Genomic DNA, 14,014 nt, shown 5'->3' on the forward strand with positions numbered 1-14,014 from the left:
AACTGTACCGCACAGGAGCGCGCGGACGTGTCACCCTAGAAGAGGATGAAAAAGCACTCCATCGGGTTCTCTTTACTGCTTGCGGCGATCTCCGCGCTTACTTCGCTGGCTATCGATATGGGGCTTCCGGCGATGCCGGTGATCGAGGCGCAGTTTCATCTGCTGCCAGGACGCGGGTCGCTGACGCTGGCGGTGTTTCTGGCAGGTTTTGCGTTTACTCCGCTGGTGGGTGGGCCGGTTTCGGACCGGTTTGGGCGGAGGCCGGTGCTGCTGGGTGGTCTGGCGGTGTTTGCGGCCTCGGCGCTGGGGTGCACGGTGGTGCCGAACTTCGCTACGCTGCTGCTGTTTCGGGTGCTGCAGGGGGCTTCGGCGGGTGTGTGTGTGGCGCTGCCGATGGCGATTATCCGGGACTCGCTTTCCGGGCATGCGGCGCGGCAGGCGATGTCGCAGATGACGACGATTCTGGGGGTGGTGCCGGTGTTTGCGCCGGTGATGGGATCGTGGGTGTTGCTGGTGGCGCCTTGGCGGGTGATCTATGCGGTGCAGGCGGGGCTGGCGCTGGGGATTCTGCTGGCGGTGAGCCTGTTCTTTGGGGAGACGCATCCGGGGGAGAGGCGGCAGGCGCTGCCGGCGCGGGCTCTGCTGACGAACTATGGACTGCTGTTGAAGGAGCCGATTTTCGTGGTGCATGCCACGATCTATGCGTGCACGTATGCGTGTATTTTCTCGTATGTTTCGGCTTCGCCGGTTGTGTTTATGGACCAGATGGGCGTGCCGCAGCATATCTATACGCTGATCTTCGGGGCGATCTCGGCGTGCCAGATTGTGGGGGCGCTTTCGAGCGGTCTGCTGGCGCGGAAGCGGCTTCCGCTGCGGATGTTTCTCCGGGTGGGTCTGGTGATGATGTGCGCCGGGGGGCTGGTGTTGTTTGGGCTGCAGGTGGCGGGGCTGGCGCGACCGGTGATGTTCGTGGCTCCGACGATGTTGATGATGGTGGCGTTCGGATTTATGGCTCCTTCGCTGATGCTGGGGTCGCTGGAGCCGATTCCGCATGTGGCGGGGGCGGGATCCGGGGCGATTCGGTGTATTCAGATGTTGTTCGGGTCGGGGGCTAGCGGGCTGCTTGCTTGGGGATGTGCACGACCGGGGGTGAATCCGGCGATCGCTACGGCAGGGACGATGGCGCTGCTGGCGATCGCGGCGCTGGGGCTGTATGCGATGACGCAGACGAAGCGGATTCCGGTGGCGGTGAAGGGGTAGGCGTGGATAGGAAGGCGTACCCCAGTGGCTAAAGCCCGTTCCTTGGCGATCCTGTGAGACCCAAGACAGAAGCCTTGGGCTACCTAGAAGCACAGGTCATTAAAGGCTAGAAACGATGGACGCGGCCGCGGAGTTTGTTGATGTTGCGGCGATCCTGCTTGGTGGGGCGTCCTTCGGTGACGCCTCCTCCAGCCAGCATCATCTTTCTTTCTTCGGAGACCTTGGCGCGGAGTTCCTTGCTCTCGTCGGTCTCACGGTAGAGGGTGGCGGCTACGGTGGCGGGGCCGCGGATCTCGGAGAGGGCTAGGACTTCCACGTTGAACTCGCCGGCCTCGTTGCGGATGACGAGCATGTTGCCGGGCTTGAGCTCGCGGGAGGCCTTGGCGCGAGCTCCGTTGACGTCGATGCGGTTGAGGTCGCAGGCGTCGGAGGCGAGTCCACGGGTTTTGAAGAAGCGAGCGGCCCAGAGCCACTTATCGATACGCATGGTTCTATTGTCGGCTATCAGAGGCCGGTTTGGAGGGCCTCGATGCCGGCGTGGGAGACCTTGACGTCGTCTTCGGATTTGCCGCCGCTGAAGGCTGCAATGAGATATCCGGATTTGCCGCGGATGATGACGCCACCTTCCCAGCCTAGCTCGCCCTTCATGGGGGTGTAGGGCTTGGTGCCGCTGTTCCTGAGGGTGTTGGCCATCTCGGAGGCCTTCTGGTAGGCGAAGGCGAGGACGTTCGAACCGGGATCCGTGGCATCCTTCGGTTCCTTGCGGAAGGAGCCTACGACGACCATTCTGGAGGACCAGGACTGGAGGGTGTCGCCCTCGAAGTAGGCGACGATGGCAGCGCCCTGGATGTTGAGCTCCTCGGCCTTTTTGCGCATGGCGAGGAGGGCTTTGTCGGCTACGGCGTCGAACCTGGCGGCACCGGGGACCTGGGGTGGGGTCGTCTGGGCTTTGGCAGCGGGGAGGAGAAGAAACGCGGCGAGAAGGCTCAGGACGGCGGCGCGGAGGGTGATTTTCATGGTGGCCAGCATACGCGTTTGGGAGAATCTGACGCGACTCGATTTTGTTTGGAGGGAGGCCAAGAGGGATTGCATCGTCAACGACCTCCCAGGGCTGACGCCCCGGGGTGCCTCGATGCAACGTTAGCGATTGCCCTGTTGGCGGACCCAGCCGAGGGGGACGGCTTCGGAGACGTCGAGGGAGGCGATCTCCAGGCCGAGGTGGGCGGCGCGGGGAACGAGGAGTTCGCGGATGCGGGAGGGGAGGACGGCGGTGTCGGCTACGATCGCGTCTCCGCCGTAGTCGGCGACGGCGATGCGGAGGGCCTGGCGTAGCTCGAGGTAGAAGGTGCCGAAGCCGTCGGAGCTCTCGCGGACGAAGGCGGCGGCGTCCACGATGCGCTGCTCTCCGCCCAGGGAGATGCGGACGGCCATGCCGTCGGCGGCGATGAGCTCCTGCTGGGCGACCTGGAAGGGGCGGGGGCGCATGTCACAGAGAACAAGGGTCTGTTTGGGCTTGATCCAGTGGAGGCCGGGGCCGAGTACCTTCTCCGTCGAAGCCCCGCGGAGGACGACGCCACTCTGGTAGGCGAGGATCTTCTGGCGCTGCGGGGCGGAGAAGATCATGCTCCAGAGACGATAGATGGTGCCGGCAAAGATGACGGCGAGGACGATGGTGAGGACTATCCCGGCAGCGGTGTCGGCGGCGTTGGACATACAGAACTCCAGACAAGGGCTCGTCCTGAAGAACGGACTGTATTTATCGTAGCGCTTGTTGGAGGCGGCTGGTTGTGCCCATGTCTCGGAGGCGAGACATGGGCACACGATGTTGGGGCCTAGGGGGCTTTGGTCTTCCAGGTGGCGATGTTGCCTCCGAAGTGGAAGCTGGGGCCAACGGAGTAGCGGAAGGTCCAGCGGCCGTTGGCGAGGATGTCGTTGAAGGGATGGTTGTAGACGGCGTCCATCTGGGCGCGGAGGCCGATGTGTTTGGTAACGGCGAAGTCGGCGCCGCCGCCGAAGCCGTAGAAGCCGGTCCAGTCGGCTTTGAAGCCGGCAGGGGCGAGCTCCTGGGCAACGACGGTAGCGAAGGCGTCGGTGGGGTGCGGGGTGGCACGTTCGTGGATGGCACCGAGGGATGGGCGCCCGAAGAGGGTCACCTTTTGAAAGTGCCGGTAGGTGAGCTGGGGTCCAAAGGCAAAGGTCTGGGTGGCGGCGTGGGTGGGGACGCGGAGGACGTAGTTCGCGGGCAGGAGGCCGAACTTGATGTATTGCTGCTGGGCGGCGTTGACCTGAGCCTGAAGGGAAGCGGGCAAGAGCTCGGTGGTGAGGATTTCGTCTCCGGTGGCGACGCTGTAGTCGAAGCCGACGGAGTACCAGGGGCGAACGTTCATGCCGGCCTGGGTGTGGAATCCCTTCTGGTTGAGGCCGAGCTCGGGACTGTCGATATCGGTGAAGCCGGTGTAGACGTCGAAGCGGCTGATGTTGCTCTGCTGGGCGTGGGCGGCGAGGCCTGAGAACGCGATGAGGAGGGCGGCGGCGGAGGCAAGAAGGAGACGGATTGGATTCTGCATGTTGTTTTCCCGGAGAGTTAGTTGAGCCGGATCTGGCTTCCACGGACGACGTGCACAATCGCCGGAAGGAGAGGCGATTGCCGGCTGCGGGCGCTTGCTGGCAGAGGACAGGAAAGACCCCGGTACGACTGCGGCGAGCATCCTAACTGAATACCCATTCATTTGTCATTTTTCTTTTTTCCGGGAATGGACATTGCAGTCACGGCAAGGCGTTACCAGGATCGAGGGGAGGGAAACAGATGCTGACAGGCATACAGGCCTGCGAGCGAAGACCTGATGGGCTGGACCAAGCCCGACCCTTCCGATTTTCTGCGCGTTAGGTTTTCTGGCGGGCGCGGAAGGCGTTGGCGCGGTGGAACTCGTCGCGGAGCTCGGGGGTGCGTAGGTTTTCGCGGAGGTGTGCGAGGCGCTGTTCGAGGGCGAAGAGGGTCGCGTCGACGGCTTCGGTGTTGGTCATGGCTACGTCGCGCCACATGCTGTAGGGGCTGGCTCCGAGACGCGTCATCTCGCGAAGGGCGCGGCCACCGATGGCGAGGAAGTCGCCAGCGACCTCGGGGGCGTGGGCGAACTCGTCTTCGAGGAGGGCGGCCATGGCGGTGGAGACCATCTGGGGCAGATGGCTGACCCAGGCGCAGACGACGTCGTGGCGGGCGGGGTCCATGTCAAGGACGCGGCAGCCGAAACGAGCCACGAGGGCGCGCCATTCGAGATCGAGCTCTGCTGCGGGCCCGGGGAGGGGGGTGAAGAGCCAGGTGGCTCCATTGAGGAGCCTGGCTTCGGCAAGGGCGGCTCCGCCGGACTCCTTGCCTGCCATGGGGTGGCCGGGAAGGAAACGGGGCTGGCTGGGGCCGTTGTAGAGCTCGGCGGCGAGTTCGGCGATCTTCTGCTTGGTGCTGCCTACGTCGGTAACGAGCTGGTAGGGGCTGAGGACCGGGGCGAGGCGCTTCATCCAGTCGAGGATACCCATGACGGGGATGGCGAGGATGATGACATCGGCGGCGAGTAGGGTGGCGTCGCCGGCGAGGGTGTTGTCGATGGCGCCGAGGCGGCAGGCTTCGTTGAGTTCTGCCTCGTTGGTGTCCAGGCCGGCGATGGAGCCGGTGAAGCCGGCGGCGCGGAGAGCGAGACCGATGGAGGAGCCGATGAGGCCGGTACCGATGATGGCGATGCGTTCGATCATGAGTCGTCTCAAGGATAGACGCTATCGCCGCACGTGTGGTGGAGAGCTGAAAATGCCCGGGTTTTGGCCCGGGCATTTTTCGGTAAGGCCCGATTAGGCGATGTGGCGGCCTACTACGGGGGCCAGCTGGCGGAGTTGGGCCATCAGCTTTTCGAGCTGGGCCGGGAAGAGGCTCTGGGCTCCGTCGGACATGGCCTTGTCGGGGTTGGGGTGCATCTCCATGAGGAGGCCGTCGGCGCCGGCAGCGACGCTCGCGAGGGCCATCGGTGGGACGAGGTCGCGGATGCCTACGCCGTGCGACGGGTCGCCGAAGACGGGGAGATGGGTGAGCTTCTTCAAGACCGGGATGGCCGAGATGTCCATCGTGTTGCGGGTGTAGGTCTCGTAGGTGCGGATGCCGCGCTCGCAGAGCATGAGGTCGTAGTTGCCGCCGGAGAGGATGTACTCGGCCGAGAGCAGCACCTCTTCGATGGTGGCGGCGATGCCGCGCTTCATGAGGACGGGCTTGCGGATGTAGCCGAGCTCGCGGAGGAGGTTGAAGTTCTGCATGTTGCGCGCGCCGACCTGGAAGCAGTCGATGTAGGGCAGCATGAGTTCGATCTGCGAGATCTCCATGACCTCCGTGATGACGAGGAGGTTGGTCTGGTCGGCGACTTCGCGGAGGAGCTTGAGGCCTTCGAGGCCCATGCCCTGGAAGGAGTAGGGCGAGGAGCGGGGCTTGAATGCTCCGCCGCGAAGGAACTTGGCTCCGGCGGCGGCGACCTGCTGTGCGGAGAGGAGGATCTGGTCCTTCGACTCGACGGAGCAGGGCCCGGCCATGACGACGACCTCTTCGCCGCCGACGACGACGCCGTTGGGGAAGGTGATCTTTGTGCCCTCGGGGCGGAAGCTGCGGCCGGCGAGTTTGTAGGGGCTGGAGATGCGATAAGCATCGAAGACGCCGGAGAGGACCTTGAACTCGGCGACGTCGAAGTGGCCGGGGGTGCCGACGCCGGCGAGGATGGTTTGCTGGGCGCCGGTGGTGCGGTGAACGTCGAATCCGAGCTCGACCATGCGCTCGATGACTGCGTGAATGTCCTGCTCGCTTGCTGCTCCCTGCATCGCTACGATCATTGTGGTTTATGCCTTTTTCTGTATAAGGAACAAATTTTGTTGCTTATTGCGGTATGGGTAACGCGTTTTGTTACGAACTTGTGGGGCGCTGCTGCAAGGTGCGCATGACGTCGACGATGCGCTCGAAGACGTGCTGGATTTCGGTGTCTTCGAGGGGGCCCTTGTTGCATTGGCGGACGTGGTCGAAGACCTGTTGCTCGCGTCCGGGCTCGTAGACGCGGGCTCCGGCTTGTTTCTTCAGGACGCCGATGGCTGCTGCTGCCTCGGCACGCTTGCTGATGAGGTCAACGATCTGCTCATCCAACTCATCGATTTTGGCCCGCCAGTCTGCTATCTCCATCGTGTTCCCTCGTTCCTTGATCTTAAGTGCGCCCTATGCGGGCGGCGGTCACTTCGTGACTTTTATACCGGTCGTGCTGCGATGATGTAGTGCGGGCCTTTCTTTGGTCGGCTATGAGATGCCTAGGCACGTAAGCCTGCGATGAACTTGCCCACCTCTTTTGCTGCTTGTTCGGGGCCGGTTTTTTCGATGAGCGCAACGAGTGCGCTGCCGATGATGGCGGCGTCGGCGAACTCGCCGACCGCCTTGACGTGCGCGGCGTTCGAGATGCCGAAGCCGACGGCGATGGGAAGCTGGGTGAACTGGCGGAGGCGAGCTACCAGCGCGGGGGCGTCCGAGTTGACGGCATCCTGCGTGCCGGTGATGCCGACGCGAGAGATGGCGTAGACGAAGCCTTTGGAGGATTCGCCGATGGCCTTGAGGCGGGCGTCGGGGCTTGTAGGGGCGGCGAGGAAGACGGGAGCGAGGTCATTTGCAGCCATTTCGGTTACATATTCGCCGGCCTCTTCGACGATCATGTCGGTGAGGAGCACGCCGTCGGCTCCGTTCTCCTTTGCGGCGGCGCAGAAGGGTTTCATGCCCATGCGGACGACTGGGTTCAGATAGGAGAAGAGGACGATGCCGCAGTGGGGGCGGGCTTGGCGGAGCTCTTTCGACAGGGCCAACACATCCGTCAGGCGGGTGCCCTTGGCTACGGCGCGTTCCGAGGCGCGCTGGATGACGGGACCGTCGGCGAGAGGATCGGAGAAGGGGACGCCGAGCTCGATGACGTCGGCACCGTTATCGATGGCGGCGAGGGCGATGTCGCGGGTGGTGGCGAGGTCGGGGTCGCCGGCGGTGAGGTAGGCTACGATGCCGGGCTTGTTGGGGAATTGAATGGGCATTTAGTTTTCCTGGTATCCAAGCTCTTGATGCAGAGCGATGACTTCTTCTTCGGTAAGGGGGCCCTTTTGGACGATGACGCCGAGGACGCGGGTGGTGGCGGAGTCGGTGAAGATAATGGGAGTGACGTGCGGATTGCGATAGTAGAGACGGCCTTTCGCGCGTGGTCCTTCGTCGAGAAGAGCGTCCTGCAGGCCGGTGACGAGTTCGGTCCAGCCTGCCGCGAGGGTTCCGCGTTTGGCGGCGAGGTGTGCGCGGATGGAGTAGCCCTTTTCGAGCTCGAGCAGGCTGCCTTCGAGAGACTCGATCTCGCCGGGGCCGGACAGCTCAAGGATGGCGGCTGGGGCTTCCGTGAGGGACGATTCTTCAAGGAGGATGATGAGTTTCTGGTGCATGCTAGGTTCCGTGCTCCGTGGCTTGCTTAGTTCTGGGGTGTGGAAGTCTGTTGAGCATCCTGCGACGGTTGCGTGGATTTTGCCAAAAGCGCCTGGGCTTCCGCCTGCGCCTTGGCCTTTTCCTTTGGGTTGCCCATGGTGAAGTTGACCGTGACTGTGGTGTCTACTTCGACCACGCGGCCGAAGTGCGTATAGGGCTTGTACGTCCAGTACTGGACGGCGTTGATGGCAGCTTCGCGCAGCTCTGGAGGGCCGCTAACGACGTGAATGTCCTGCACCTTGCCCTCTTTGGAGATGGTGGCCTTGAGAACAACGTGACCCTCGATTCCGGCGGCCTTAGCGGCAAGCGGGTACCCCGGCGGTTTTGCGCTGGCAAGCGTTTGCGCGTTGAGAGCGCCCGCAATCGCGAAGAGGCAGAGCGCAGTAGCGAGGAGACGGAGTTTCATCGTTATGCTTCCTTTGGCTTTGCGCCCTTGAGGTCGAGCTCGCGGGCGAGGATGCCCATGTCTTTGTCGCCGCGGCCGGAGAGGTTGATCATGATGATCTGGTCCTTGCTCATGGTGGCGGCGAGGCGGATGCCCTCGGCGACGGCGTGGGCGGACTCGAGCGCGGGGAGGATGCCCTCGGTGCGGCTGAGGGCGATGGTGGCCTTCAACGCGTCTTCGTCGGAGCAGGAGACGTAGGTGGCGCGACCGCTGTCGTGGAGCATGGCGTGCTCGGGGCCGACGGAGGCGTAGTCGAGACCGGCGGAGACGGAGTGCGTGGTGGCAACCTGGCCGGCGTCGTTCTGGAGGACGTAGGAGTAGGTGCCCTGGAGGACGCCGGGGAGGCCTCCGCCAACTTTCTGGAAGCGGGCGGCGTGCTCGCCGAGTGCGGTGCCACGGCCACCGGCTTCGACGCCGATGAGCTGGACGTTGGCGTCGGGGATGAACTCGTAGAAGGCTCCGATGGCGTTGGAGCCGCCGCCGACGCAGGCTACGACGGCGGTTGGGAGCTGGCCCACTTCGGACAGGAACTGCTTGCGGGCCTCGATGGAGATAACGCGGTGGAAGTTGCGGACCATCGTGGGGTAGGGGTGGGCGCCGAGGGCGGAGCCGAGGATGTAGTAGGTGGTGCGGACGTTGGTGACCCAGTCGCGCATGGCGTCGTTGATGGCGTCCTTGAGGGTTGCGGAGCCGGAGGAGACGCCGCGGACTTCGGCACCCAGGAGGCGCATGCGGTAGACGTTGAGCTCCTGGCGGCGCATGTCTTCTTCGCCCATGTAGATGACGCAGTCGAGGCCGAGGAGGGCGCAGACGGTGGCTGTGGCGACGCCGTGCTGGCCGGCTCCGGTCTCGGCGATGATGCGCTGCTTGCCCATGCGGCGGGCGAGCAGACCCTGGCCGAGGGCGTTGTTGATCTTGTGCGCGCCGGTGTGGAGGAGGTCTTCGCGCTTCAGGTAGATTTTTGCGCCACCGGTTTGCTCGGAGAGGCGCTTGGCGAAGTAGAGGGGGGTGGGGCGTCCGCAGTAGTGGTGGAGGAGGCCGTCGAGCTCGGTGTGGAAGGCGGGGTCGGCCTGGGCCTCGGCGTAGGCGTGCTCGAGCTCTTCGAGCGCTGCCATGAGGGTCTCGGGTACGTAGCGTCCGCCGTAGGCTCCGAAACGTCCTGCTACGGTTGTTGCCGGGTTTTCTACCATCGTTGCCATGTGTTCTCCAGGATTGCTTTGGGGCAAAACAAAAGCCGCATACCTTGTGAGGTCGCGGCTGGCTGGGTGCTGAGGTTACTGGTCTGAAGCTAGAACGAAACTGTCAGATGAACCTATCCCGCCGTGGCCGCTACCGTGCGCCAGTAGCGGAACGTAAACGACGGGTTGAAAAAGAAAGTCATCTTGCGATCTAGCCTACATGGAGTTGGGGCTGGCTGCAAGGGTGGTTTTGGGAAAGCAGGGCTTCGCCAGGATCGAAAGGAGGAAAGACGCATGGGGACCGGGTACGACCAAGACAACGAACGAAGCAGGTTGCCAGCGGGAATGACGCTCGTCATTCCCGCTGCTCAGTGAGATGGGACAGGGCTGGAGAGATAGGAGTTCAGGAAGCCGGCGATGAAAGCTGCCTGAAGCATCCTGGTGGGCTCATCGAAGTGGACATGATCGATGTAGTGACCGTCGCCCATCTGCGCGGTGAAGGTGTAGAGGTCGATGGTCGGGACGTTGTTTTGTTTGAAGAGCTTTTCGGCGATCTCGTTGTAGCGCTTTACGTCGGCGTTGTAGCGGAAGAACTCCTTTGACAAGGCGTTGTGCCGCGCGTCGTTCACGGGGGTGGTGTTGATCCAGACGAGATGCCCACCTCTGGACTGGACCAGGGCGAGGATTGCGGCGAGGTTGTCGCGGTACTCGGCTGCGTCGATCGCAATCGCGTTCGTCTTGGGGATGCGCTTGATATCGTGCAGCCCGCAGTTGATGGCGACGAATTCAGGATGAAAGGCCTTGTCTGCGTAACGGCCTTTCAGGTAGTCGAGGACCATCCGCGAGTTGCCGCCCTGCACGTTGGGATCGCTCAACTGCTGGGCGATGGTCTCCGGCGTGGGCGATGTCTTGCGGCTGAATTGGATGAGGCTCGCTGTATCCGCCTGAAGGAACGGCGTGTAGTAGATGGAGATACTGTCGCCTACAAGAAACAGCTTCGGCAGTTGTTGGGCATTGCCGGGCTGACCTACGCAGAGAACGAGAAGGAGCAGCGAAAGCCATTTCATGGTGATCTTCATGTGCGTTGCGTACGCTCCTCTAGAAGTTGAATCGTGCGGACAGGCGCATCGTCCGCTGGTTCGATGCCGATGTGATGATGCCGAAGCCGTTGAGGTTTTGCACGCCGTTGGTGGTCGTTACATTGGAGACGTTTGCGCCGGGGTTGCCGAAGGTGGGAGTATTCGTCAGGTTGAAGGCCTCTCCGCGAATCTGGAAGTTATAGCGGTCGCGGAAGCTGAAGCCCTTGGAGAGGCCCAGATTCCAATTGAAGTATCCGGGACCACGCAGGGAGTTCTTCGACGCGTTTCCGAAGGCGGCGGTCGTGACCGGAGCGAAGGCATTGGTATCGAAGTACGGATTGCCGACGCCATGACCGCCCAGAATCCTGACGGTGGGAAGAACCTGGTTGGCGAACTGCGAGTTACCCGGCGCGTTGAGCGAGGAAGCCGATGCGGAGACCGTGAACGGCGTACCGCTGGTGCGGCTGATGAGGTTGTTCAACTGCCATCCACCAGCGATGTAGCTGAGCACTCCATGCGTGAGGTACCTCTGGTTCTTTCCGAAGGGCAGAGCCGTATTGCTGTAGAGCTGGAGGTTGTGTTTCCGGTCGAAGCCGCTGAGCCCGAAGTTCTTGCTATAGGCGGGCATGTAGCTGACGAGCGGGGTCGCGTCGGAGTTGTCGGCGTAGTTGTTGAGCGAGCGTGAGTAGGTGTAGTTCATGCCAATGGTGTTGCCGTGCGCGAAACGCTTCTTCAACATGGTCTGAAGGCCGTTGTAGCTGGCCGTGCCCATGGGAGTCTCCTGGGTGATGGCCGCCGTGGTGCCAAGGCTCTTGTATAGAGCGCCGCCCGCAGTGCCGGTGCCGGGAGCCGCCGCGTTCAGGTTCAGGGCCACGACTTCGCGGATGGATAACGTTCCAACATAGGTGGTCTGCAACGTGAAGCCTTTGAACAGATCTCGCTGGATGGCGATGTTGTAGGACTCGATATAGCCGCGCCTGTAGTTGTGTGGGTAAGTGGTGGTCGTGAGGGTAAGCGGGATGGGTAGAACACCGGTACTGATATCGGGGAAGGTAGCTGCGGGGATGCCGGTGGCCAGACTTCCTGCGGCTAAGTACGAGCTTGCTCCCGAATACGTCTGCGAGATGACCGCCGGATAGGCAACGAGCATGTTGCGGAAGCTGTCGGGATTGACGGTCATGCCGTATCCCCCGCGGATCACGGTCTTCTCTCCGAGGCGATAGGCGAGGCCGATACGTGGCGCGAAGTTCCCCTTACCGGCGTTGATGCCTGCCGTCTTCGAGACGCCACCGAGGCCGCCCAGATAGACGTTGCCTGTGAGCGGGTCGTAGGCGTTGCCGCCAAAGTGATCGCGCGTGGCGAAGGGATAGACCTCATACCGGATGCCGTAGGTGAGCGTGAGCGAATTGGTCATCTGCCATTGATCGCGCGCGTAGAAGGCCCATACCGATTCACGCAGCGTGCCGGGATTCAGGAACTGGGTGTCCTTGCCCATGGCCTGAGGCAGACCGAGCAGGAAGTCGGCAAAGCTGTTGTAGGAGTTGGTCGCAGCGCCGCCCTTGAGCGAGGTAAGACCGCCGGTAAAGGTGAAGCCGCCACGCGGGCCATAGGTGTTCTGCGGCTGGAAGTGGTTCACATTGTAGTGCTGATACTCCATGCCGAAGCGCAGGGAGTGAGTTCGCTTTGTCCATGTGAGGTTGGCTGCAACCGTGTAAGTGTTGTCATGGTAGAGCTGCGGATTCGGCGCGGATGGATTGCCGAGTGAGGATAGCCCGGAGAAGATAAAGGCGGGGAAGCCGGCCTGCAGCGGGCTTGGTCCGTTGGTTCCGGGAATCTGCAGGAATGTGAGGCCGTAGTTCTGGTCGAGATCGGTGTTCGCGGTCGCAAGTCCGACACGCGAGAATCCCATGTTGGCGTCGGCGAAGACATTCGAGGTGAAGGCATAGGTGCCGCCGAGACCGACCGCCTGGAAGATACTTGGTGCATTGCCGGGCTGACCGCCGTCGGCAGGCGTGCCGCCCGCTTTGCCAAGGGGCTGAGGATCGAAGAGCGACGACTTCTGCACGCCGTAACGAAGGAAGGTGGAGCTCTTCGATGAGGGCTTGTAGTCGACACGGCTATCCACGATGTCGCGCGTGTACTGACCGCTGGCGCTGGTGAAGAAGTTGCTTGAAAGAGCGGATGTCGTCACGTTCGGCGCGGGCAGCAGAGAGAGCATTTGGTTGGCGGCGAAGGCGAAGCGGCTGGCCGGGATGATGTTGTTGGCGAAGGGCTGACGGCCTGTACCGTCGGGGTTTCCCGTGGACGGATCGTAGATGGTGGTGCCTGTCCCCTGGAAGTTTCCTGCCCGCATCGCAAGAGTGGGCACGGTCTGGAAGCCGCTCTGGTTCTGCGACCGGCGGGACCTCTCCCAGTTGGCGAAGAAGAAGGCCTTGTTGCGCATGATCGGTCCGCCAAAGTTCACTCCGAACTGATTGAGGATGTACTTGGGAACATGAAGCTGCGTAACGGGCAGAAAGTAGTTGCGTGCCGCCAGCGCACTGATGGTGTTATATTCCCACGCCGTGCCGTGATACTGATTTGTGCCGGATTTTGTAGCAATATTGACGATGGCTCCAGCCGCGAGACCCTGCTCGGCGTCGAAGCTGTTGGTCACGATGTCGACGGACTGGATGGCTTCGGTGGAAGGGATGTAGGCCGCGACGTCGGGCACCCAGGCGTAGATCGAACTCGCGCCATCGATGCGGGTGTTGTTGTTGGTATCGGAGACACCGTTCACGTTGGAGACGAGGGTGTCGGAAGGCGTGCCCGATTCGGAGTGTCCAAGCACGGGCGGAGAGAAGCCGGGGACGATTGTGTAGAGGCTCTGCACGTTGCGCATGCCTGGTCCGGGGCCACCGGGAAGCGTCTCCAACTGAGCTGCCTCCAACTGCGTTGCGACACTGGCCTGATCGGACTGCAGCACGGCGGGGGCCGAGATCACGGTCACCGTCTCGGTCACCGAGGACACTTCGAGACGCACGTCTACGCGACGCTGCGAGTTGGGCTGAATGATGACACCCTGCGAGGTGACGCCTTTGAAGCCGGGTGCGGTTACCGCGATGGAGTAGTTTCCGGGGGCGAGGTTGGTGAAGAGATAGTGGCCTTCCTGGTCGCTCGCGATCTTCGTGACGATGTTGGTTGCGGTGCTGGTCGCTTCGACGGAGGCGCCCACCACGGCACCTCCCGAAGAGTCCGTCAGATTACCCACCAGCGTGCCATAGAGGACCTGGCAGAGAGCGATCGGCGTGAGGGCAAAAGCGAAGACGAGGGTGAACAGCAGGAGCGAAGACCGGGAGATGGCCTGGGGCTGGATTTCGTTAGAACTCTTGCAAGTGTGCATGACTTGCCTCCATAACATTTCGTTTTTCGAATCTCTTGCTTCCGGTCTGCCTCGAAGCCTCTGCGAGCTTCCTCCATGGGCCGAACCTGGAAGCATTCCCTGTTGCCTGCCGTGAGGAGGTTTCAGGGAACGTTTCCATACACGCGACTCAAC

14 protein-coding genes are annotated in these 14,014 nt (G+C 62.5%); 1 reads left to right on the forward strand and 13 read right to left on the reverse strand.

Annotated features, from left to right (window positions below; all coding sequences use genetic code 11):
* Positions 1-45: 45 nt before the first annotated feature.
* The gene (locus BM400_RS02660) at positions 46-1,260 is read left to right on the forward strand and encodes a multidrug effflux MFS transporter (RefSeq protein ID WP_089836381.1); all 1,215 of its coding nucleotides are present in this window, start codon (positions 46-48) and stop codon (positions 1,258-1,260) included.
* A 106-nt stretch (positions 1,261-1,366) separates the two neighbouring features.
* Here BM400_RS02660 and BM400_RS02665 read toward each other — a convergent pair whose 3' ends face one another.
* The 13 genes from BM400_RS02665 to BM400_RS02725 all read right to left on the reverse strand — a co-directional run bounded on the left by BM400_RS02665 (position 1,367) and on the right by BM400_RS02725 (position 13,861).
* Positions 1,367-1,747, reverse strand: coding sequence for an RNA-binding S4 domain-containing protein (locus tag BM400_RS02665; RefSeq protein WP_089836383.1), 381 nt, complete (start codon positions 1,745-1,747; stop codon positions 1,367-1,369).
* A gap of 17 nt (positions 1,748-1,764) precedes the next feature.
* On the reverse strand, positions 1,765-2,277 hold the full coding sequence (locus BM400_RS02670; RefSeq protein ID WP_141223784.1) for a hypothetical protein: 513 nt from the start codon (positions 2,275-2,277) through the stop codon (positions 1,765-1,767).
* Positions 2,278-2,400: 123 nt separating this feature from the next.
* Positions 2,401-2,973 carry an SPFH domain-containing protein gene (locus tag BM400_RS02675; protein ID WP_089836387.1) on the reverse strand — a complete coding sequence of 191 codons (573 nt, stop codon included), beginning with the start codon at positions 2,971-2,973 and terminating at the stop codon, positions 2,401-2,403.
* Between the two features lie 119 nt (positions 2,974-3,092).
* Positions 3,093-3,827 (reverse strand): outer membrane beta-barrel protein, encoded by a 735-nt coding sequence (locus BM400_RS02680; RefSeq protein WP_217644072.1) that lies wholly within the window; start codon positions 3,825-3,827, stop codon positions 3,093-3,095.
* A 316-nt stretch (positions 3,828-4,143) separates the two neighbouring features.
* Positions 4,144-5,007 (reverse strand): prephenate dehydrogenase, encoded by an 864-nt coding sequence (locus BM400_RS02685; RefSeq protein WP_089836389.1) that lies wholly within the window; start codon positions 5,005-5,007, stop codon positions 4,144-4,146.
* Between the two features lie 93 nt (positions 5,008-5,100).
* The gene (gene aroF, locus BM400_RS02690) at positions 5,101-6,120 is read right to left on the reverse strand and encodes a 3-deoxy-7-phosphoheptulonate synthase (protein WP_089836391.1); all 1,020 of its coding nucleotides are present in this window, start codon (positions 6,118-6,120) and stop codon (positions 5,101-5,103) included.
* A 70-nt stretch (positions 6,121-6,190) separates the two neighbouring features.
* Positions 6,191-6,460 (reverse strand): chorismate mutase, encoded by a 270-nt coding sequence (gene pheA, locus BM400_RS02695; protein WP_089836393.1) that lies wholly within the window; start codon positions 6,458-6,460, stop codon positions 6,191-6,193.
* A gap of 122 nt (positions 6,461-6,582) precedes the next feature.
* On the reverse strand, positions 6,583-7,344 hold the full coding sequence (gene trpA / locus BM400_RS02700) for a tryptophan synthase subunit alpha (protein ID WP_089836396.1): 762 nt from the start codon (positions 7,342-7,344) through the stop codon (positions 6,583-6,585).
* Positions 7,345-7,737, reverse strand: coding sequence for a hypothetical protein (locus BM400_RS02705; RefSeq protein WP_089836398.1), 393 nt, complete (start codon positions 7,735-7,737; stop codon positions 7,345-7,347). It lies immediately after the preceding gene.
* Positions 7,738-7,763: 26 nt separating this feature from the next.
* On the reverse strand, positions 7,764-8,183 hold the full coding sequence (locus tag BM400_RS02710; protein ID WP_089836400.1) for an energy transducer TonB: 420 nt from the start codon (positions 8,181-8,183) through the stop codon (positions 7,764-7,766).
* 2 nt (positions 8,184-8,185) lie between these two features.
* Positions 8,186-9,421 carry a tryptophan synthase subunit beta gene (trpB, locus tag BM400_RS02715; protein WP_089836402.1) on the reverse strand — a complete coding sequence of 412 codons (1,236 nt, stop codon included), beginning with the start codon at positions 9,419-9,421 and terminating at the stop codon, positions 8,186-8,188.
* A 347-nt stretch (positions 9,422-9,768) separates the two neighbouring features.
* Positions 9,769-10,479: an SGNH/GDSL hydrolase family protein gene (locus BM400_RS02720; RefSeq protein WP_089836404.1), complete on the reverse strand. Its 711-nt coding sequence runs from the start codon at positions 10,477-10,479 to the stop codon at positions 9,769-9,771.
* A gap of 19 nt (positions 10,480-10,498) precedes the next feature.
* Positions 10,499-13,861 (reverse strand): TonB-dependent receptor, encoded by a 3,363-nt coding sequence (locus BM400_RS02725; RefSeq protein ID WP_175528833.1) that lies wholly within the window; start codon positions 13,859-13,861, stop codon positions 10,499-10,501.
* Positions 13,862-14,014: the final 153 nt, after the last annotated feature.

It is taken from the genome of Granulicella pectinivorans (assembly GCF_900114625.1).
GTDB classification, from domain to species: domain Bacteria; phylum Acidobacteriota; class Terriglobia; order Terriglobales; family Acidobacteriaceae; genus Edaphobacter; species Edaphobacter pectinivorans.

Bases quoted from the DNA above. Each gene is read 5' to 3' on its own strand.
- BM400_RS02680 (WP_217644072.1), bottom strand. From the start codon at position 3,827: ATGCAGAATCCAATCCGTCTCCTTCTTGCCTCCGCCGCCGCCCTCCTC.
- BM400_RS02710 (WP_089836400.1), bottom strand. From the start codon at position 8,183: ATGAAACTCCGTCTCCTCGCTACTGCGCTCTGCCTCTTCGCGATTGCG.
- aroF (WP_089836391.1), bottom strand. From the start codon at position 6,120: ATGATCGTAGCGATGCAGGGAGCAGCAAGCGAGCAGGACATTCACGCA.
- trpB (WP_089836402.1), bottom strand. From the start codon at position 9,421: ATGGCAACGATGGTAGAAAACCCGGCAACAACCGTAGCAGGACGTTTC.
- BM400_RS02725 (WP_175528833.1), bottom strand. From the start codon at position 13,861: ATGCACACTTGCAAGAGTTCTAACGAAATCCAGCCCCAGGCCATCTCC.
- BM400_RS02660 (WP_089836381.1), top strand. From the start codon at position 46: ATGAAAAAGCACTCCATCGGGTTCTCTTTACTGCTTGCGGCGATCTCC.
- BM400_RS02685 (WP_089836389.1), bottom strand. From the start codon at position 5,007: ATGATCGAACGCATCGCCATCATCGGTACCGGCCTCATCGGCTCCTCC.
- BM400_RS02670 (WP_141223784.1), bottom strand. From the start codon at position 2,277: ATGAAAATCACCCTCCGCGCCGCCGTCCTGAGCCTTCTCGCCGCGTTT.
- BM400_RS02720 (WP_089836404.1), bottom strand. From the start codon at position 10,479: ATGAAGATCACCATGAAATGGCTTTCGCTGCTCCTTCTCGTTCTCTGC.
- trpA (WP_089836396.1), bottom strand. From the start codon at position 7,344: ATGCCCATTCAATTCCCCAACAAGCCCGGCATCGTAGCCTACCTCACC.
- BM400_RS02705 (WP_089836398.1), bottom strand. From the start codon at position 7,737: ATGCACCAGAAACTCATCATCCTCCTTGAAGAATCGTCCCTCACGGAA.
- BM400_RS02675 (WP_089836387.1), bottom strand. From the start codon at position 2,973: ATGTCCAACGCCGCCGACACCGCTGCCGGGATAGTCCTCACCATCGTC.
- pheA (WP_089836393.1), bottom strand. From the start codon at position 6,460: ATGGAGATAGCAGACTGGCGGGCCAAAATCGATGAGTTGGATGAGCAG.
- BM400_RS02665 (WP_089836383.1), bottom strand. From the start codon at position 1,747: ATGCGTATCGATAAGTGGCTCTGGGCCGCTCGCTTCTTCAAAACCCGT.